This window comes from Allobosea sp. TBD101, from assembly GCF_059817965.1.
The window spans coordinates 4,022,731-4,041,388 of record NZ_CM187543.1; the positions used below are offsets into that span (position 1 = coordinate 4,022,731).

Here is an 18,658-nt window from a genome sequence, read left to right on the forward strand (position 1 = left end):
GGATGACCGCGCCCTTTTTCTGGAAGCCGGTTCTCAGGGCCTTTGCGCTCCTCGCCACCGCCTCTCCGCGAGATGACAATTTGCTCATACTGTCGCGCCGCCATTGAAAGGCCACTCCCGCTGCGACATGGTCCGAATCGTGGCTTTCACCGTCTCCCGCCAGGATTCCCATCTATGCGCTTGTTGAGCATTCTCGTCGCCGCGCTGGCGGCCGCCACGCTGGTCGTCGGCCAGCAGGCCGGATCGGCCGGTGTGATCGGCATGGGCGTCGTCGGCCTGCTGCTGGCGGTCGTCACCTTCCGCTCGCCGGCCCTGCCCTTCTTCCTGCGGATCTTCTCCAGCGTCTTCGCGATCGAGTATCTTGTATTCGGCGCATCCGCGATCGCGGCCCATCTGGGCTGGTGGCCGGCAGCGCTCGGCATCCCGCCCGTCCCGACCAGCCTGCCCACGACGGTCGGCGTCTTCGCGGTCCTGATCTACGCGATCTCCTTCGTGCCGGTGATCGCGCGCATTGCGCGATTGGCCTCGCCCTATTTCGAATCCGATGAGATCACCACCGCCAACCTTTGGCCGATCGGGCCGTTCAGCATCCGGCTCGGCACGCTTGCGGTCTCGCTCTTCGTCTTCCTGATCGTGCTGAACCAGACGCAGGTCGGCATCACGCTGCGCCTCTCCTTCTTTAACCGCGACATGTACGACGCGCTGCAGAACAAGGACGCCGCCGCGTTCTGGTACCAGCTCTTCTATGTGTTCTGTGTCTGGGCCCTGCTCTGGGTCATCTCGAACCTCGTCGAGCTGTTCGCCAACTATACGATCCTGATCCGCTGGCGGCAGTTCATGGCGAACGAGTATACGAAAGCGTGGCTCGACCATGCGACGCATTACCGAATCGCGCTCGCCGGTACCGTCGACAACCCCGACCAGCGTATCGCCGAAGACACGCGCTCCTTCGTCAACCAGACCTACGGCTTCGCGCTGCCCCTGCTCTCGCAGGTTTCCACGCTGGTCTCGTTCTCGATCATCCTTTGGAACATCCCCGTCGCCTTCACCTTGCCGGGTACCTCCTTCGCCGTTCCGGGCTACATTTTCTGGGTGGCATTCTTCTATGCGGCTGCGGCGACATGGCTGACCCATATCATCGGCCGCCCCCTGATCCGCCTCGAATTCGAGCAGGAGAAGCGCGAGGCGAATTTCCGCTTCTCGCTGGCGCGCCTGCGCGAATATTCCGAGCAGATCGCGCTGATGGTCGGCGAACCGACAGAGCGCGGTCAGCTGGCCCAGCGCTTCCGCGACATCGTCGAGAACTTCTACCGGCTGGTCTGGCGCCGGCTGAAACTGACCAGCTTCACGCTGTCCTACAACCAGCTCAGCGTCGTCCTGCCCTACATCATTCTGGCGCCGTATTATTTCGCCGGCACGATCACGCTCGGCGTCATGATGCAGGTCGCCGGCGCCTTCGACAGGGTGCAGACGGCGCTGTCCTTCATCATCAACAGCTACTCCTCGATCGCCTCCTACCTCGCCTCGATCAACCGCCTCACCTCCTTCGAAGCGGCAATCGCTGAGGCGCAGCACGGCTCGATCAGCGAAGAGGCGCTCGGCCGCGAAACCTCGCGCGACGAGAGCCTGCATATCCGCGACGCCACCCTCCTCCTGCCGAACGGCAAGCCGATCGTGAAGCTCGGCGCGCTCGATCTCGGTACCGCGCGCTCGACGCTGCTGATCGGCCCTTCCGGCTCCGGCAAGTCGACGCTGTTCCGCGCCATCGCCGGCATCTGGCCCTTCGGCGACGGCAAGGTCGGCATTCCCGCCAACGCCGAGATCATGCTGCTGCCGCAGCGGCCCTATCTACCGCAGGGCTCGCTCCGGGCGGCGCTCGCCTACCCGGCCGAGGAAGGCGCCTATGACGACGCCGCGACCCGCGCCGCGATGGAGAAGGTCAAGCTCGGCCATCTCGCTGAGAAGCTCGACGAGGTCGATCTCTGGGGGCAGCGGCTCTCGGGTGGTGAGCAGCAACGGCTCGCCGTCGCGCGCGCACTCCTGAGCAAGCCGGACTGGCTCTTCCTCGACGAGGCGACGGCCTCGCTCGACGAGAAGCTGGAAGGCGAGATCTACGCGACGATCGACCACGAATTGCCGCAGACCTGCATCGTCTCGATCGGCCATCGCGCGACGCTGCGCGCCATGCACGATGCCCTCGTCACCATGGAGCCGAATGCGGACGGCACCTTCACGCCGACCCCGACAGCAAAAGCGCCGGCGGCCTGAACCGCGGCCTTCGGCCCTCCGGATCGGGCGGCAGCGCATATGCCGCTCCCGGATGCAGCGAGCACCACATCGGCGAAACAAGAAAGGGTCGCTCGCGCGACCCTTTTTCCATCATCCCGCAAGAAACCTCGCCCCCCAAGGGGCGGAAGCGCGCCTGTCAGAGCGAGCGGCTGAGCGTCAATTCTCCGGCCCCACCCTTCAGGACGAGACGGCCATTGACCAGATCCCATTTCTGGGCCGCGCGCAGCGCCGTCAGGAACGCCTTTTCGAAATCGAGCAGGCCCTTGTCGCAGGCGCGCTTGGTGATGGCGATCGGACCGACTGCGAGCCCCTGCTGGCGCAAGGGGTAGGCGGAGGCCGAGAAGGTATTGCAGCCGGCAAAGCCGGTGCCGCGCAGGTTCTGGTCGATCATCAGGGTCGCGCGCCGGTCCTGGACCGGCTTGCCGTTCAACGCTACGACACTCCAGCTCGCCCCGAGCGGGAAGGTCTTCTCCTGCTGCGGCGTCGGGATCGGCGTGGTGTTGCCGGCTCTCTCTTCGGCTGAAATCGCCGGCCCTCGGCGCTGCGCCGCCGCTTCGCCCGGCATCAGCATCGGCACGGCCAGGGCCGCAAGAACGGCCGCGAGGCCAAGGCGTCGAATCATGATCGTCTTACCTGCATTCACTCGCACGGCAGCGAGGCGTGCCGCCAAACCGGTTAACACGCCTAGAGGCCAATTGGTTCGGGATCAAGGCTGAAGCGCGGGCGATCCCGTCATTCCGATGCTGCCGTGCAGCATCAGATGCGGGCGTTCAAACGCTCCAGCAACCGGTTCGCGCGGCGGAAGACATAGGCCGGCGCACTGACGGTGACATCGTCGGCGCCGAGGCCATCGAGATGCTCGACCAGCGCAAAGACCGCCTTGTCCGGGCAGTGCAGCGTCAGCGGCGTTCCAGAGGCCGGCGCACCGAACGGCAGGCGCGCGCCGAAGCGTTCCTCCAGCGCGGCGAGCACATCCGGAGCGAGATCGAGCCGCGCGCGGACCTCACGGAGCGTACGCCCCTCCTCCTCCGCCGCGATCCGCGACAGGATGGTCTTGGCCGCGGCCTTCGCCCGCGCCCCCCACGGGGCCTGCATCGAGGCGACGAGATTGGCCTCGGAGGCCAGCATCACGCCGTCGTCGAGGACCTTCAGCGCATTGGCGGAGAGCGTCGCACCGGTCGTGGTGATGTCCACGACGATCTCGGCCGTGCCGGCAGCCGGCGCGCCCTCGGTCGCGCCGAGGCTTTCGACGATGCGGTAATCGGCGAGACCGTGCTGCGCGAAGAAGCGGCGGGTCAGGTGCACGTATTTGGTCGCGACGCGCAGCTTCTTGCCGTGACGCGCCCGCATGGCCGAGGCGACGTCGTCGAGATCGGCCATGTTGCGCACGTCGATCCAGGCCTGCGGCACGGCGACGACGACATTGGCTTGGCCGAAGCCGAGCGGCGTCAGCATCTCGACCGCCGCATCGGCATCCGAGAGCTGCTCGCGAACGAGATCCTCGCCGGTGATGCCGATATGGGCGGCACCGGAGGAGAGCTGCGCCACGATCTCGGAGGCTGAGAGGAAGGCGACTTCAGCGCCATCGACGCCGGCAATCGCACCGCGATAGTCGCGCTCGCCGCGCGACTTGACGAATTTCAGCCCGGCGCGGCCGAAGAAGGCGGTGGCATTCTCCTGCAGGCGGCCCTTCGAGGGCACGGCGAGGACGAGCGGGGCGTCGTTGTCCGGCATCTGGCTCATGCGGCGTCTCCCGTCAGGCGGTCGAGCCAGAGCGAGGCGCCGACAGCGGGAAGTGGCTGGCGCGCGCCGAGGCGGCCGAGGACGTTGTCGTAGCGGCCGCCGCCGGCAACGGGCTTGCCGTCGCCGCGGGCCGTGTCGTGAAGCTCGAAGATGAAGCCGGTGTAGTAGTCGAGATTGCGGGCGAAGCCGGCCGAGAACCGGATGGCGCCGATATCGACGCCGCGCGCGGCCAGGAAGCCGGTGCGCTCGTCGAAGGCGTCGAGCTGCCGGCCGATATCGAGCGAGGCCTGATCGGCAAGGCCACGCAGCGAGGCCGAGGCCGCGTCCGGATCGCCGGAGACCGCGAGCACCTGCGCCAGCAGCGCCTTGACGTCGCCATTGACCGGGTTCTCACGCTCGGCGGCGCGCGCCAGGAAGCGCTCGGCGATATCGGCGGCGGAGCGTCCGCCCACGGTCGAGATGCCGGCGATCGAGAGCACATCCTCGACGAAAGCGCGGGCGGCCTTGGGGTCCTGCCCTTCGAGCGCCTTGAGCAGGCCGGCATGGGCGGCATCGCCATCGGTGGCCGGGGGATCGAGCGCATCGACCGCATCGGTGCCCTTGCCCTGCACCACGGCGCGGACCAGCCGACGACGGGCGCCTTGCGGTACAGCAAGGCCGTCGAGCAGCGCGCCAAGCACGGCGACATCGCCCATGACGATGCGCGGCTCGGCGAGGCCGAGCATGGCTGTCGCCTCGATGGTCAATGCCATGATCTCGGCGTCAGTGGCGGTGAAATCGTCACGGCCGAAGGATTCAAGCCCCGCCTGCAGGAACTCGCCCGGCTCACCGGAGCGCATGCGGAAGACCGGGCCGGCATAGGCATAGGCCGCCGGCTCCGCCCGGCCCGAGGCGATGTGATCGAGCGCGACGGGGATGGTGTATTCGGGGCGCAGGCACCAGTCGCGGCCGTCGGCATCCTGCGTCATGAAGATACGGCGGCGGATATCCTCGCCGGAGAGATCGAGGAAGACGTCGGCCGGCTGCAGGATCGCCGGCTCGGCATGCTCATAGCCCTCGCCGGCGAAGAGCGCGATCACGGTCTCGATGCTGGCGCGGCTTGCGGGCACGGCTCGTCCTGTCCTGTTGCGAGCGCCGCGCCGGAAATCAGCATCGGATGGCTCCGAAAAGGGAACGCCACTTTTCGGTCCGATGCTCTAGCAGCGACGCCGCGAATTTTCGAGGGATTTGAGGGAAATGGGTGAACGGAGTTTCGCGTCCCTTCCCTTCTCCCCTTGCGGGAGAAGGTGGCTCGGCGAAGCCGAGACGGATGAGGGGTCGCGCGACGCTTCGAGCATCGTGGCCGGAACAGGCGCCGACAATGGATCACAGCGCGACCCCTCATCCGCCTGCCGGCACCTTCTCCCGCAAGGGGAGAAGGGCGCTCACGAATGTCGCGCCAGCACCCGCTTCACGCCCTCGACCAGTTCGGCGACCGGCACGGCGAACTGGGCTTCAGCCTGTTTGGCCTTGTGCTCCGCGGAATCCTTGACGTCTCGGCTGGCGGCGGCGAGCTCGGCGCCGAGGATCAGGTCCTTGATGACGACGGTCCCGGCCTCGCGTTCGGACGAGCCTTGAATAACCGCGCAGATCGCGCCGCGACGATCGGCATATTTCATCTGCGCGTTGAAGCCGGAGGCGCCGAGATAGAGGTCCGCGCGCAGGAGCGGCTTGCCGTCCGCATCCTTGGCCCGGCGCAGGGCCGAGACCATCGCCTGATAGCCCGGCATGAATTCCGGCGACTTGTTGTCCATCGCCGTGACGACGACGAGCGGGAGTTCGTTGCGGCTGTCGACGATCGGCGACTTCACCGCCTTCAGCGCCGAGAACAGCCGGGAGACGCCGATCGAGAAGCCGGTCGCCGGCACGGGCTCGGGTCGGAAGCGACCGACGAGGCCGTCATAGCGCCCACCGCCCGCAACCGAGCCGAACCGCACGACCTGGCCGTCGTCGTTGGTGACGGGGAAGGTCAGCTCAACCTCGTAGACCGGGCCGGTATAGTATTCGAGGCCACGGACGACGGAGGGGTCGATGATGATCCGCCCGAGATAGCCCGCCGCCGTGATCAGCTCGCGGATCTGCTCCAGTTCCGCGATGCCGGCCTGACCGTTCTCCGCGCCCTCGACGAGGCTGCCCAGGTCAGAGATCGCTGCAGCCGAGAGCTTGGCGGAGCCTTCGCTGTCCTGAGCATTCGTCTTGCCCAGTTCGGCGAGCTTCTGGCCGAGCTCAAGATAGCGCAGGATGCGGTCGGCCTGCGCGTCGGTGAGCCCTGCGCCCTTGGTGAAGTCGCCGCTCTCGTCCTTGCGGCCTTCGCCGAGAAGCTTGCGGACCTCTTCGAGCGGGAACTTGTCGGCCTTGTCGATCGCGCGCAGCACGGTCAGGCGCGCGGCGGGGTCGATCCCGGCCGCATCCATCACGCCGTCGAGCACCTTGCGGTTATTGACCTTCACGACATAGTCGCCGCGCTTGATGCCGAGCTTCTCCATCGTGTCGGCAGCGAGCATGCAGATCTCGGCATCGCCCGCGACGGTGCCGGAGCCGACGATATCGGCGTCGAACTGCATGAACTGGCGGAAGCGGCCCGGCCCCGGCTTCTCGTTGCGGAAGACGTAGCCGACGCGATAGCTGCGATAGGGCTTCGGGAGGGCGTCGAAATTCTCGGCGACATAACGGGCGAGCGGTGCCGTCAGGTCGTAGCGCAGCGAGAGCCACTGCTCGTCATCGTCCTGGAAGGAGAAGACGCCCTCGTTCGGCCGGTCCTGATCCGGCAGGAATTTGCCGAGCGCGTCGGTGTATTCGACGAAGGGCGTCTCGACGGGATCGAAGCCATAGACCGAGAAGCTCTCGCGGATGACGGAGAGCATGCGCTCGGTGGCGGCGACATCGGCCGGGCCACGATCGACGAAGCCGCGCGGCTGGCGGGCCTTCAGCTTGGCAGGGGCGGTCTTGTCGGCGGACATGGGGCGAGCTCGGACAATCAACGGAAAGTTGACTGCGGGTTAGACCGTACGGGCGCGAGGGGCAAGCTCGACTACTCGGCAGCCGCCAGCCGCGCCGCCCTTAAAGGCCTATCCTCGATCCCCGCCCGCGCCAGCTTCTCCGGCAATGGCCCGCCGGTCGCCCAATCCAGCAACTCGGCGGTGTGAACCACCGGCACGCCTGAGCCCTTGTCCGAAAAACCCTTTGCGAGCTGGGTCATGCAGCCGATGTTACCGGTCGCGACCAGCATCGGCTTCGTCCGCTCGATATTGCCGATCTTGCGCTCGCGCAGCTTCCCCGCGATCTCGGGCTGGAGGATGTTGTAGACGCCGGCCGAGCCGCAGCAGATATGGCCCTCCGGCACCTCCTTGACCTTGAAGCCGGCGCTCGACAACAGGCGCTTCGGCCCATCCTTGAGCTGCTGGCCGTGCTGCATCGAGCAGGCGGAGTGATAGGCGATCGGCATCGCGACGTCGCGGATTGGAACGAGTTCCAGCGTCTCCAGGAACTCGGTTACGTCCTTCGCCAAGCCTGAGACCTTCGCCGCCTTCTCAGCATAGGCCGGCTCGTTGCGGAACATGAAGCCGTAATCCTTGATCGTGGTGCCGCAGCCGGAAGCGGTGATCAGGATCGCGTCGAGCCCCTCACCATCGACCTCCGCCATCCAGGCGTCGATGTTCTTGCGTGCGAAGGACAGGGCATCGTGCTCCTGCCCCATATGATGGACGAGCGCGCCGCAGCAGCCCTCCCCCTTCGGCAGCACGACCTCGACGCCATGGCGGTTGAGCAGGCGGATCGTCGCCTCGTTGATGGCGGGATCGAGCACCGGCTGGGCGCAGCCGGAGAGCAGCGCGACGCGCTTCTTGCGCTCGGTCGGCGGCGGGAAGCTATGCGGGCCTTCCATGGCGGAGCGTGTCGGCAGGCGCGCGGGCGCCAGAGCCAGCATCGCCTTCAGGCGCGAACCGACGACCGGGATGACGCCCAGCACGGGCGCGAACGGCTTGCCGACCAGCGCCATCAGCATCGCGGCGCGGAAACGGCCGGGATAGGGCAATATCGCCGCCAGCACCTTGCGCAACAACCTGTCATGCCAGGAGCGGGTATAGGTCTCCTCGATATGGGCGCGGGCGTGATCGACGAGGTGCATGTAATGCACGCCCGAGGGGCAGGTCGACATGCAGGAGAGGCAGGAGAGGCAGCGGTCGACATGCTTCACCACCTCTTCGGTGGCGGGCTTGCCGTTCTCCAGCATGTCCTTGATCAGGTAGATGCGCCCGCGCGGCGAATCGAGCTCGTCGCCGAGCAGCAGATAGGTCGGGCAGGTCGCGGTGCAGAAGCCGCAATGCACGCAGGTCCGCAGGATCTTCTCCGAAGCCGGCATACGCGGGTCGGAAGCAAGGCGCTCGGGAGTGAAGTTCGTCTGCATCGATTCAGGCCCCGCCCTGCCAGGCTTTGATCCAGTCCATCGGCCAGAGCAGCATGATGACGTTGAGGGTGAGGTTGTCGCGGATCAGCCAGCCGACAATGAGTTCCATCGCCAGCGCGCTGGTCACCGTCAGCCAGACCGGTACGAGCCGGGCGATCAGGAAGCCCAGCACCATCGAGAGGGTATCGCTGACCGAGTTCAGGACGCTGTCGCCGTAATAGTCGAGCGAGATCGTCGCCGAGCGGTAGTGGTTGATCACGGCGTCGGTGTTCTCGGCGATTTCCCAGGCGCCTTCGAGCAGGATCGAGAGCAGGAGCGCGAGGCCGAAGGCGATCGGCAGGCCGGTGATGCGACGGATCAGCCAGAACAGGCCGTAGAACAGGAAGCCGTGGATGATATGCGAGAAGGTGTACCAGTCGGCGATGTGCTGGGAGTTCTCGGAAGAAACCACCGTGCCTTGCCAGAACTTGATCGCCCCGCATTTGCAGATCGGCTCGCGACCCATCCAGAGCAGGATCGCGGCGACGCCCGCGATCAGCAGCGCGGCCACGAACACGAGCGCGACGGGGCCGAGCCGGTTGGATGCCCAGCTTGCGCGGCCATCGCGGGTTTCGGCGGAAAGCGTGTCAGCGAGCGTCATCAGATCCCCGCATAGATCCGGCCGGGCTCGAAGATGCCGGCGGGATCGAAGCTTTTCTTGATGCCGGCGGTCACCCGCATCAGCGGCTCTGCCAGCGGCTGGAACACGTCGACGGCGGCGCGGATCGCATCGGACGCGCGGACCAGCGTGGCATGGCCGCCGAGCGGCTTCAGCGCGGCGCGGATCGCGGCGGCGCCGGCATCGCCATAGGCGGGAACTGCCAGCCAGACCAGTCCGCCGCCCCAGTCGTAGAAGCAGCGTGCGGCCGGGATCATCCGCCTGATCGCGGCGGCGGCCGTCGGGCCGTTGGTCGGAGCGAGCGAGAGCCGCCAGACCGCGTCATCGCTGCCGGCGAAGAAGGCCGCATCGCGGATATCGCTCCAGAGTGCGGTCGGGGCTTTTCCTTCCAGCCGATCGGGCGTGCCATAGTCGCCGAGCAGCAGCGCGAGTTCACCGGCACGGTAGTCGATCGAGTCCGAGAAATTCTCCAGACGCAACAGGGTCAGCGCCTCCTCGCCAGCGATCCGGGCCGGGAGATGCGCCGCCGCCATCGGTTCGAAGGGCGAGCCCAGCGCCTTCGCCAGCAGCGCAACACCCACTTCGTCGGAGAGGCCGCGCCATTGCAGCGTGACGATGCGTTCCGGCCGCGGCAGCACGCGGAATGTGACTTCGGTGAGGAAGCCGAGCGTGCCGTGGCAGCCGCTGAGGAGCTTCACCAGATCGAGGCCAGTGACGTTCTTCATCACCCGCCCGCCGGACTTGATCATCTCGCCGCGGCCATTGACCAGCCTGACCCCGATCAGAGAGTCACGGGCGGCGCCGGCATTGATCCGGCGCGGGCCAGAGATGTTGCAGGCGGCGATGGCGCCGATCGTCGGCTCGCCCTCGCTGCCATAGAGGGCGCGGTGGTCCATCGGCTCGAAGGGCAGCATCTGGCCGCGCTCGGCGAGGGTTTCCTGCACGAGTGCGAGCGGCGTGCCGGCGCGGGCCGCGATGACCATCTCGGCCGGCTCGTAGAGCGTGATGCCGGTCAAGCCGACGCTGGACAGCGTGCTCGCGGCCTGGGCCGGGCGTCCGAGGCCAGAGCGCGTGCCGCCGCCCCGCAGCGTGAGCGGCACGGCGCTGTCGATGACCGACTTCACGACGGCGCAGGCCTGCGCCTCGGTGGTGGGAGTGTGGACGATCATGCGCTGCCCTTTGTCATTCCGGGGCTTCGCGCAGCGAAGAACCCGGAACCCACGACAGGGTGCCCCCGTTCAAGCCAGCCCTTCATAGAGATCCGTCCATTCGGGATTGATGTCCTCGATCAATTTGATCTTCCAGGCGCGGCGCCATTTCTTCAGTGCCTTCTCCCGATCGATGGCTTCGTGGACCCATTCGAATTCTTCGTACCAGACAAGTCGATCAACGTCGTATCGCGAGGTAAAGCCAATATTCTGCTTCGCCTTGTGTTCTTGAACGCGCCTCGCAAGATCATTGGTGATACCCAGATAGAGCGTGCCGTCCTTCTTTCGGGCGAGGAGATAGACGAAGTACGGCATCCCTCTCACCCAGTCGTGGGTTCCGGGTTCTCGCTGCGCGAGCCCCGGAATGACAAAGCTACGCCGCCACCCTGCCTTCCAGCGGGAACACCTTCGCCGGGTTGAGCAGCCAGCTTTCGTCGAACACCGCCCTCACCCGCATCTGCTGGGCGAGGTCTTCCGGATTGAACTGGAAGGTCATCAGGTCGCGCTTCTCGATGCCGACGCCGTGCTCGCCGGTGAGGCAGCCGCCGACCTCGACGCAGAGCTTGAGGATGTCCATGCCGGCATCCTCCGCCTTCTGCGCCTCGACCGGATCGTTGCAGTTGTAGAGGATCAACGGATGGAGATTGCCGTCGCCGGCATGGAAGACATTGGCGACGCGCAGGCCATAGCCTTTCACGATCTCGTCCATGCGCTTCAGCACATAAGGCAATTGGCCCGTCGGGATGGTGCCGTCCATGCAGATATAGTCGGCGATGCGGCCGGTGGCGCCGAAGGCGGATTTGCGGCCCTTCCAGATCGCCGCCGCCTCCATCGCCGATTTCGATTCCTTGACGGTGCTCACCCCGTGCTCCCGCGCTATCGCGACAATGCGGGCGAGCTGGGCGTCCATCTCCTCGTCGGAACCCTCGACCTCGATGATCAGCAGCGCCTCGACATCCATCGGGTAGCCGGCCTTGGCGAAGGCCTCGCAGATCTCGATCGCCGGCTTGTCCATGAACTCCATCGCGACCGGGATGATGCCGGCGCCGATGATCGCAGCCACGGCCGAGCCCGCCTGCTCGCTGGTCGGGAAGCCGAACAGCACGGGACGCGCACCCTCGGCCGTGCGCAGGATGCGCACCGTCGCCTCAGTGATGATCCCGAGCTGGCCTTCCGAGCCGTTGATCAGCCCGAGCAGGTCATAGCCGGGGGCATCGAGATGGGCGCCGCCGATCTCCACAATGCTGCCGTCGAGCAGGACCATGGTCACGCCGAGCACGTTGTTGGTGGTGACCCCGTATTTCAGGCAGTGCGCCCCGCCCGAATTCATGCCGATATTGCCGCCGATCGAGCAGGCGAGCTGCGACGACGGATCGGGCGCATAGAAGAAGCCTTCAGCCGACACCGCGCCGGTGACCGCGAGATTGGTGACGCCGGCCTCGACCCGCGCGACACGGTTGGCATAGTCGATCGCGAGGATGCGGTTCATCTTGGAGACGCCGACGACCACCGCGTCCTCCTGCGGGATCGCGCCGCCCGCGAGCGAGGTGCCAGAGCCGCGCGGCACCACCGGCACGCCCTGCTCCCGGCAATAGCGCAGGACAGCGGCGACCTCCTGCGTGGTCGATGGCAGAACGACGGCGAGCGGCATGCGCCGATAGGCGGTCAGCGCATCGGTCTCGTAGGGGCGGCGCTCATCGTCGCTGGTGATCAGCGCCTGCGGCGAGACAAGGCGCGCGAGGCCGGCGATGATCGATTCGCGACGGGCGAGAATGCCGGCATCCGGCACCGGAAAGGCTATCGCGCTCATCTTTCCCCTCCACTCTCGACGACTCATCCACACCACTGACGGGCATTTGTCTGCGCGGCAGATTAGATCAATTCAATGGCACTTGCAGCGTGGCCAAAGCCAGCCATTATTTCCAGATTGGAAAAGGTGGCGTAGCGATGGACCGGTTTGGCGATCTCGACGTGTTCGCACATGTGGTGACGACCAAGAGCATGTCGGCGGCCGGCCGGCAGCTTAACCTGTCGCCGGCGGTGATCTCGAAGCGCATCCGCCGGCTGGAGGAGCGGCTCGGCGTGCGCCTGCTCCAGCGCACGACGCGGCAGCTTGCCCTCACCGAGGCCGGACAAGGCTTCTACGAGCGCGTCGTCTCGATCCTGTCCTCGATCGAGGAGGCCGAATCCTGGGTATCGAGCGGCGCCGGACAGGTGCGCGGGACGCTGCGCGTCTCGGCGCCGACTTCCTTCGGCCGGATGCATGTCGCGCCGCATCTCAAGCGCTTCCTCGACGCCAATCCGCTGGTGACGGTCGAGCTCGTGCTCAGCGACGCCTTCGTCGATGTCGTGGGCGAAGGCTTCGACCTGGCGATCCGCATCGCCGACCTGCAGGATTCCAGCCTCGTCGCCAAGCGCCTCGCCCGCAACCACCGGGTGCTCTGCGCGACGCCGGGCTATCTGGCGGAGCACGGCACGCCAAACGAGATCGCTGACCTGTCGCGCCATACCCTGATCGCCCATAACGCCGACCACTGGCGGCTCGACGGGCCTGAGGGACCGGTCTCGGTGCGGGTCAACGGCCCCTTGCGCACCAACTCGAGCGAGGTCGTGCGCGAGGCCTTGCTGGGCGGCGTCGGCATCGCCCTGCGCTCGACCTGGGATGTCGGGCCGGAGCTCAAATCCGGGACGCTACAGCGGGTCCTGCCGGCCTATGCGGTCGGCTCGCGTGTCGCGATCTATGCAGTCTACCCGAGCCGCCGGCACATGGAGCAGAAGGTGCGCGCCTTCGTCGACTATCTCGGCGAACTCTATGGCGCCACGCCCTATTGGGATGCGGGGCTTGCGCTCTAGGGCATTGCCCTGCCCCGCGCGGGCGGAGATGCTCCGGCAAGGATTTCAGGGAGGTTTGCATGTTCGGCCTGCTCGAAGGCACGGGGGTTACGGTCCTCGATCCGCGGTTCCATCGCGTCATTCCGGGCTCAGCCCGCGTCGAGCGCCTCTGGACGGGCGCACGCTGGTCTGAGGGACCGGCCTGGTTCCCGGCCCATAACACGCTGGTCTGGTCGGACATCCCGAACGACCGTATGCTGCGCTACGACGCGCTGGGCGGACAGGTCGGCACCTTCCGCCAGCCGGCGCGCAATTCCAACGGCAACACGATCGACCGCGAAGGCCGGCTCGTCACCTGCGAGCATGGCGGGCGGCAGGTGACGCGCACCGAGCATGACGGCTCGGTCACCGTGCTGGCCAGCCATTTCGGCGGCAAGCGACTGAACTCTCCGAACGACGCCGTGGTGAAGTCGGATGGCTCGATCTGGTTCACCGACCCCGATTACGGCATCCTCAGCGACTACGAGGGCGACAAGGCGCCCGGCGAGATCGGTGCCTGCAATGTCTACCGGATCGACGGCCAAACCGGCGAGATCGCCATCGTCGCCGATGATTTCGTCAAGCCCAACGGCCTCGCCTTCTCGCCGGACGAGAGCATCCTCTACATCGCCGATACCGGCGGGAGCCACGATCCCGAGAACGGGCCGCGGCATATCCGCAGCTTCAGAGTGGGCGCGGATGGCGTCACGCTCGGAACGTCAGAGGTGTTCGCCATCTGCACCGCCGGGCTGTTCGACGGCTTCCGCCTCGATGTCGAGGGTCGGATCTGGACCAGCGCCGCCGACGGCGTCCACATCTACCACCCGGACGGCACGCTGATCGGCAAGGTCCATATTCCGGAGATCACCGCCAATGTCTGCTGGGGCGGCCCGAAACTCAACCGCCTGTTCATCTGCGGCACGACCTCGCTCTACGCGGTCATGACGCATACGAACGGAGCTACGCGGCCGACCTAGCGACGCCTGCTCCAACGTCCCGCCCGACGTAATCGGCGACATCGCGCATGCGCTTCAGCGTGCGCCAGTAGATGTCCTCCATCAGGAGATGGGCGAACTCGCCGTTGCGGCCGATGCTGTAGAGGCCGTCGACGCCCGTGCTTTCAGCGAAACCCTGGCGGCGCTCCTCGTAGCGCGAGAGATAGACGGGATAGGCCAAGGGCGTCTTCAGCATGCCGCCCGCGCCGATATAGCGCTCGCGCAGATGCGGATAGATGCGGCACAGGCCGTCCAGGCAGGCCTGCGCCAGTTTCTCGTCCGACATCGTCCACCAGGAATCTCCGACCTCGCAGCCGATATCGAAGGTCAGTTGCGTGCGCCCCTCCGGCGCGAGCCAAGGCATGGAGAACGGTGCTTCGGTGACCCGGAAGAAGGGCTGCGTGCGATCCGGCACCCAGAGCATCGTGTCGGGCAGGAGGTTGCGGCCCTCGAACCGCAGGTTGACGAAGATCATCGGGCGGTAGCGGAAGCCGGCGAGTTCATCGAGCGCGTCGGTGCCCTCGACGAGCCTGGGCAGGACATGGACCGGGGCCGTGCTGACCACGGCGGAGACACCGATCTCGCGGCCATTGACCTTCACCGCCACGACCTTGCCGTTCTCGACGTAGACACGCTCGACCTTCGATTCGAGCGCGATGCTGTCGCTGAGGCGCGCAACCGTCGGCTCCAGCAGCTTGGCGACGCCGCCCTCGGGATAGACATGATAGACGCGCGGGCTTTCCGGCATCTCGTGCGAATAGCCGTTGCAGACCGCCCTGCCCGAAAGCCGCGAGGCCGCCTTCAGCATGAAGGTCTTCATCACACCAGCCGCGAGCTTATGGCCGACGGCAGGCGAGAGTTCGTGAGCCCGCGCGCCCGACCAGGCTTCGGCAAGCGGTATCGCGACATCCTCGGCGAGCGCCTCGCCATAGGCATTGCGGAACCAGTCGGCCGCGCTTTCGACCGGCCGGGGATGAAGACGGGCGGAAACGGCGCTCGCCACGTAGCGGGGCGAGAGCGCGAGCCCGAAGGGGTAGCTGTAGCTCCTGCCGCCCAGCGCGACCGCCTCGCCGTAATGACAGACGGTTCTCGAGATGCCGCTCGCCCCCATTGCATCGGCCAGGCAGTTGCTGACGAAATGCGCGCCGAAATCGTAAGTATAACCTTCGGCATCCTTGAAGGATGAGGCCATGCCCCCGACAGCGCGGCCGCTTTCGAAGACCGTGGCGCGGATGCCGCGACGTTCCAGCTCATAGGCTGCGGTAAGACCGGCAATGCCGGCGCCGATGACCGCGACGGGCTTGGCGGGACGGCGCCAGACGGTCGGCGCCTGCACGGCGATGTTCATGGCGGTCGCTCCGCTGCCATCGACCTCCGTCGACGGCTAAGTACTTAGCAGGAGCGAATGAATTCGGATTTGCGAGGAAGCCGCAATCACGGACCCGAAGTATAATGGATCTTTAAGCTTAACCGGCCCAGACGGTCAGCGCGGCGGCGCGTTCCTCATGCGGCTGAGCACGAGCGGCATCGCCAGGCCGATGACGACGAAGCGTACGAGATGATGCGCGCCGACATAGAGCGTATCGAGCCCCATCGCGAAGGCTAGCATCGCCATCGCCTCCAGGCCACCTGGCGCGAAGGCCGCCATGCCGCTGGCAAAGGAGACACCGGCGAGCCAGGCAGCCGGCCAGGCGAACAGGAAGGCGACGCCAATCGAGACGGCGAAGCCGCCGATGGCGAGCGGAAACAGCCCCTTCAGCTCATTGCGCGGGATATGGGCGATGCGCCCGCCCATGGTGGTACCAAGCAATATCTGCACGGCGATCTGGATCGGCATGGGCAACGCACCCTCGACAAGGCCGCTACCGTGCAGGGCTGCGCTGGCGAAGGTCGCGCCGAACATCAATGGCGCGGAGAGCCCGAGCCGCTCGAAGAGGAGGCCCAGCGCCAGTCCGGACATGGTCACGCCGAACATGGTGCCGGCATCGACCTCTTGAAGGGCGGCTGCCGGCATGCTGGCAGCAGCGCCACTCAATTGCATCACGCTGGGCAGGAGCGCGACCAGCACCAACAGGCGAAACAGCTGGACGACGGAGATCCGCCCGATATTGGCGCCCTTCGCCTGCGCCACCGCGAGCACTGTCGACAAGGCGCCGGGCGCAGCGGCGAGCAGGGCATCGATCCAGGGCCAGCGCGCGACATGGCGCAGATAGGCCCCGGTTGCGAGCATGATCACGGTAACGCCGACGAGGAGGATGATCAGCGAGGCGGGATAGCGCGCCGCTGCCGCCAGCGCCTCGGGCGTCGCGGCCGAGCCGATGATCACGCCGGAGAGAACCATGGTGGAATCGAACCAGGGCCGGCGCAGGTTCGGCAGCGGGCGCATCAACGCGACGACCGCGCTGATCAGCATCGATCCGGACAGCCAGGCTGCGGGCATGCCGAGCAGCGCAAAGGCCCCGCCCCCGATGGCCGCGAGCGCGATGACCAGGATTTCCCGCCAGAGAATGACCAGCCGGTTCGTGGGGTAGCCGAACGGTTTCATCGCGTTCCCGCCGCGCCGGGAACAGGCGGCGCCGGGCGTTCATGGCGATGGCGCGGCAGCGGGTCAACCGACCTGCTGCCCGCCGGATGCAAGGCGGCGTTGCGCCGCCTGCCTTGGACTCAGCCGGCGGCCAAAGCCTTCTGCAGGCGCGCGACGGCCTCGACCAGATCGCTGGACTTGCGGGCGAAGCAGAGGCGCAGGCCCGTCTCGCCGCCGGGACCGAAGGCGGTGCCGGGCGCGAGACCGACATTGGCGCTGTCGACCAGATCGAGCGCGAGCTTGCGGGAATCCTCGCGGCCATCAACCGAGAAGAACTGGTAGAACGCCCCGACCGGCGCCGAAAGCGTGACGCGGTTCGTCGCCTTCAGCCCCTCGAACACGATCCGGCGGCCTTCGGCGGCGCGCGCGATCTGCTCGGCGACGAAGCCCTCGCCCTCGTCGAGGGCAGCGATGGCGCCGCGCTGGACGAAGACCGGCGAGCCGGAGGTCGAGTACTGGATCAGGTTCTCGACGACCTGCCCGAAGGCGACGGGCACCTCGATCCAGCCGATGCGCCAGCCGGTCATGGCCCAGTTCTTCGAGAAGGTCTGGACGAAGATGACGCGGTCCTCCGCCTCCATAATGTCGTGGAAGGAGGGCGCGCGCTCCGAACCGTCATAGATGAAGCGGCCATAGATCTCGTCGGCGACGATCCAGATGCCGTGCTTGCGCGAGAGCGCCAGCAGCGCCTCCTGCTCGGCCCGGGTCGCGGTCCAACCGGTCGGGTTGGACGGAGAGTTCACCAGGATGCCGCGGGTGCGCGGCGTGATCGCCGCCGCGAGCCGGTCGAGATCGAGGGTGAACTGGCCTTGCTTGTAATCCATCGGCACGCAGACGGTGCTGGCGCCGCTGACGCCGACCGCTGCGCCGAAATTCGGCCAGGCCGGGGTCGGGATGAGGATTTCGTCGCCGGGGCCGGCGATCATCCGCACCGCGATCTGGACCGACTGCATGCCCGAGCCGGTGACGTAGAAGCTCTCGGGCGAGAACGCGCGGCCGTAAAGGCGCTGGTGATAGCGGGCGAGAGCCTCCCGCAATTCCGGGATGCCGCGCTGCCAGGTGTAGAAGGTCTCGCCCGCCGCAAGCGAGCGCGCGGCCGCATCCGAGATGAACGCCGGGGTCGAAAGGTCGCCCTCGCCGACCCAGAGCGGGATCAGGCCTGGCTTGAGGCGGCCGTGATTGACCACCTCGACGATGCCGCTTTCCGGCGCATTCCGGGCCTCGGGGCGAAGCTCGGCAAGCAGGGTGCTGCCCGGCAGGATGGCGCTGTTCATCGGGGTCGGCCTCGCGAAAATACGGTGGCTCACCTTTAGCCGATCGCGGCGCGGCGAGGCATGAAATCGCGAGATCGGGTCGATCGGCGGCCGTGATGAATCACGGCCGCGCGGGGGTAAGGGATCAGGTCTGTTTCTGCTTGAGCAGGTCGCGGATCTCACCGAGCAGGACGACGTCGTCGGGCTTGGCCGGGGGAGCCTCTTCCTTCGCCGGCTGCTGCTTCTGCAGCTTGTTGATGCCCTTGACGACCATGAAGAGGACCATGGCGATGATCAGGAAGTTGATGCCGACCGTGACGAAGTTGCCATAGGCGAGGACCGCGCCCTGCTTCTTGGCTTCCGAAAGGATCGGCGACGTGACGGCGCTGTTGAGGCCGATGAAATAGTTCGAGAAATCGACGCCGCCGAGCGCGCCGATGAAGGGCATGATGATGTCGGCGACGAGGGAGTCGACGATCTTGCTGAAGGCCGCGCCGATGATGACACCGATGGCGAGGTCGACGACATTGCCCTTCAGGGCGAATTTCTTGAATTCTTCCAACATGCTGCACCCCTTGAGAATCGGCAAGGCTACCCCAACAGCCTGCCCCGG

General features: G+C 66.6%; 16 protein-coding genes. 3 read left to right on the forward strand and 13 right to left on the reverse strand.

Annotation, left to right across the window (positions count from 1 at the left end):
• Positions 1-174: 174 nt before the first annotated feature.
• Positions 175-2,268, forward strand: coding sequence for an ABC transporter ATP-binding protein/permease (locus tag AC6RIC_RS19570; RefSeq protein ID WP_499733562.1), 2,094 nt, complete (start codon positions 175-177; stop codon positions 2,266-2,268).
• 157 nt (positions 2,269-2,425) lie between these two features.
• On the opposite strand, the gene AC6RIC_RS19575 is transcribed toward AC6RIC_RS19570, so the two are convergent.
• The 9 genes from AC6RIC_RS19575 to AC6RIC_RS19615 all read right to left on the reverse strand — a co-directional run bounded on the left by AC6RIC_RS19575 (position 2,426) and on the right by AC6RIC_RS19615 (position 12,152).
• Entirely contained in the window at positions 2,426-2,911 is a 486-nt protein-coding gene (locus AC6RIC_RS19575) for an META domain-containing protein (RefSeq protein ID WP_499733563.1), read from the reverse strand.
• A 134-nt stretch (positions 2,912-3,045) separates the two neighbouring features.
• The gene (gene hisG / locus AC6RIC_RS19580) at positions 3,046-4,023 is read right to left on the reverse strand and encodes an ATP phosphoribosyltransferase (protein ID WP_499736633.1); all 978 of its coding nucleotides are present in this window, start codon (positions 4,021-4,023) and stop codon (positions 3,046-3,048) included.
• 5 nt (positions 4,024-4,028) lie between these two features.
• Positions 4,029-5,141, reverse strand: a complete 1,113-nt coding sequence (locus AC6RIC_RS19585) for an ATP phosphoribosyltransferase regulatory subunit (protein WP_499733564.1) — start codon at positions 5,139-5,141, stop codon at positions 4,029-4,031.
• A gap of 315 nt (positions 5,142-5,456) precedes the next feature.
• Positions 5,457-7,031 carry a histidine--tRNA ligase gene (gene hisS / locus AC6RIC_RS19590; RefSeq protein ID WP_499733565.1) on the reverse strand — a complete coding sequence of 525 codons (1,575 nt, stop codon included), beginning with the start codon at positions 7,029-7,031 and terminating at the stop codon, positions 5,457-5,459.
• 71 nt (positions 7,032-7,102) lie between these two features.
• Positions 7,103-8,476, reverse strand: a complete 1,374-nt coding sequence (gene glcF / locus AC6RIC_RS19595) for a glycolate oxidase subunit GlcF (protein WP_499733566.1) — start codon at positions 8,474-8,476, stop codon at positions 7,103-7,105.
• A 4-nt stretch (positions 8,477-8,480) separates the two neighbouring features.
• A complete protein-coding gene (locus AC6RIC_RS19600) occupies positions 8,481-9,116 on the reverse strand; it encodes a DUF2585 domain-containing protein (protein ID WP_454657766.1) in 636 nt (211 codons plus the stop codon).
• Positions 9,116-10,303, reverse strand: a complete 1,188-nt coding sequence (locus AC6RIC_RS19605) for an FAD-binding protein (protein ID WP_499733567.1) — start codon at positions 10,301-10,303, stop codon at positions 9,116-9,118. The genes AC6RIC_RS19600 and AC6RIC_RS19605 overlap by 1 nt, the downstream gene beginning before the upstream one ends.
• Positions 10,304-10,372: 69 nt before the next feature.
• Positions 10,373-10,657: a GIY-YIG nuclease family protein gene (locus AC6RIC_RS19610; protein WP_454657768.1), complete on the reverse strand. Its 285-nt coding sequence runs from the start codon at positions 10,655-10,657 to the stop codon at positions 10,373-10,375.
• Between the two features lie 58 nt (positions 10,658-10,715).
• Positions 10,716-12,152, reverse strand: a complete 1,437-nt coding sequence (locus AC6RIC_RS19615) for an FAD-linked oxidase C-terminal domain-containing protein (RefSeq protein WP_499733568.1) — start codon at positions 12,150-12,152, stop codon at positions 10,716-10,718.
• A gap of 137 nt (positions 12,153-12,289) precedes the next feature.
• Here AC6RIC_RS19615 and AC6RIC_RS19620 point away from each other — a divergent pair, with 137 nt between their 5' ends.
• A complete protein-coding gene (locus AC6RIC_RS19620; RefSeq protein WP_499733569.1) occupies positions 12,290-13,195 on the forward strand; it encodes a LysR family transcriptional regulator in 906 nt (301 codons plus the stop codon).
• A gap of 59 nt (positions 13,196-13,254) precedes the next feature.
• A complete protein-coding gene (locus AC6RIC_RS19625) occupies positions 13,255-14,190 on the forward strand; it encodes an SMP-30/gluconolactonase/LRE family protein (RefSeq protein WP_499733570.1) in 936 nt (311 codons plus the stop codon).
• Here AC6RIC_RS19625 and AC6RIC_RS19630 read toward each other — a convergent pair.
• The 4 genes from AC6RIC_RS19630 to mscL form a co-directional block, all read right to left on the reverse strand.
• Positions 14,174-15,556 carry a protoporphyrinogen/coproporphyrinogen oxidase gene (locus AC6RIC_RS19630; RefSeq protein ID WP_499733571.1) on the reverse strand — a complete coding sequence of 461 codons (1,383 nt, stop codon included), beginning with the start codon at positions 15,554-15,556 and terminating at the stop codon, positions 14,174-14,176. The genes AC6RIC_RS19625 and AC6RIC_RS19630 overlap by 17 nt on opposite strands.
• Before the next feature lie 135 nt (positions 15,557-15,691).
• Positions 15,692-16,753 carry an AbrB family transcriptional regulator gene (locus AC6RIC_RS19635; RefSeq protein ID WP_499733572.1) on the reverse strand — a complete coding sequence of 354 codons (1,062 nt, stop codon included), beginning with the start codon at positions 16,751-16,753 and terminating at the stop codon, positions 15,692-15,694.
• 119 nt (positions 16,754-16,872) lie between these two features.
• Positions 16,873-18,066, reverse strand: coding sequence for a pyridoxal phosphate-dependent aminotransferase (locus AC6RIC_RS19640; RefSeq protein ID WP_454657774.1), 1,194 nt, complete (start codon positions 18,064-18,066; stop codon positions 16,873-16,875).
• Between the two features lie 124 nt (positions 18,067-18,190).
• The gene (gene mscL / locus AC6RIC_RS19645) at positions 18,191-18,610 is read right to left on the reverse strand and encodes a large conductance mechanosensitive channel protein MscL (RefSeq protein WP_499733573.1); all 420 of its coding nucleotides are present in this window, start codon (positions 18,608-18,610) and stop codon (positions 18,191-18,193) included.
• Between the last annotated feature and the right edge of the window lie 48 nt (positions 18,611-18,658).